This is a genomic window from Falsirhodobacter sp. alg1, from assembly GCF_000739715.2.
Classification (GTDB): domain Bacteria; phylum Pseudomonadota; class Alphaproteobacteria; order Rhodobacterales; family Rhodobacteraceae; genus Falsirhodobacter.
Genome location: NZ_BBJC02000026.1, coordinates 1 through 942, shown reverse-complemented (window position 1 = coordinate 942; position 942 = coordinate 1). Strand labels below are relative to the sequence as shown.

Annotated in this window: 2 pseudogenes; one reads left to right on the top strand and one right to left on the bottom strand. The window is 60.7% G+C overall.

What is annotated here, in order from left to right:
• Positions 1–228 precede the first annotated feature (228 nt).
• Positions 229–666 (bottom strand): annotated as a pseudogene (locus tag TR36_RS13910) (SDR family NAD(P)-dependent oxidoreductase); the annotation flags it as partial.
• An 8-nt stretch (positions 667–674) separates the two neighbouring features.
• Here TR36_RS13910 and TR36_RS13905 point away from each other — a divergent pair.
• Positions 675–942: pseudogene (locus TR36_RS13905) on the top strand (endolytic transglycosylase MltG); the annotation flags it as partial.

Below are 942 nucleotides of genomic sequence, written 5' to 3'. Positions count from 1 at the left end.
GACTTTTGCCATTCCGCACGGCGGTGGTGGTCCGGGCATGGGACCGATCGGCGTCAAGGCACATCTGGCCCCCTATCTGCCGGGCCATCCCGAAACCGGCGGAGAGGAAGGTCCGGTATCGGCAGCCCCCTTCGGTTCCGCATCCATCCTTTTGATTTCAGCAACAGACTCGGGCGACATCGTCTCCCTGATCAGCGGGGTCCAGATGGGGCCGGGGGCCACGCCGTTCACCCGCACCCCCTTAGCGGCCTGATTGGCAGCCAAGGCGCGCAGAAATCCCAGCTCCGCCCCTTTGGTCGCAGAATAATCGATCAGGACAGGATGGCCGCGATAGGCATTGACCGAAGTGGTGCAGACGATCGCGCTGCCTTTTTCCATAACCTCCAGTGCGGCCTGTGCCAGCCAGATGTACCCATAGACGTTCGTCTCAAAGATCGTCTTGATCCAGTCGGCAGAAATCCTGGTCGGGTCCTCTTCGGTTTTCTGGATGCCGGCATTGCAAACCAGCACATCCAGCCCACCGAAATGATCGACCGTCTTGCGGATGGCATCCTGACAGGCCTTCTGGTCCGAAGCATCCAGATGCAGAAGCAGCGCATCGGCCCCTTCGCTCCGGACGGCAGCCAGAACCTCTTCGCCTTCGTCCTTGCTGCTGTGATAGGTCACGACCACCTTTGCACCTTCATGCGCATAAAGCTGGGCTACCGCCCGCCACGAGAACGATCGCAGCCACGCTGGAGAAGCAGGGAGCGATCAGCAGCGGTACCGTTTACCGGATCGGGGCGAATTACTCTGGCAAGGGCGGGCAGGAAAAGTTCGGAAGCTATCTGATCCCGACCTCTGCCTCCATGCCGCAGATTCTGGATATCGTGACGGCGGGCGGGCAATCGACCTGCGGGCGCGAGATCAACTATCAGATCGGCGTAGCCTCATCGCAGATGG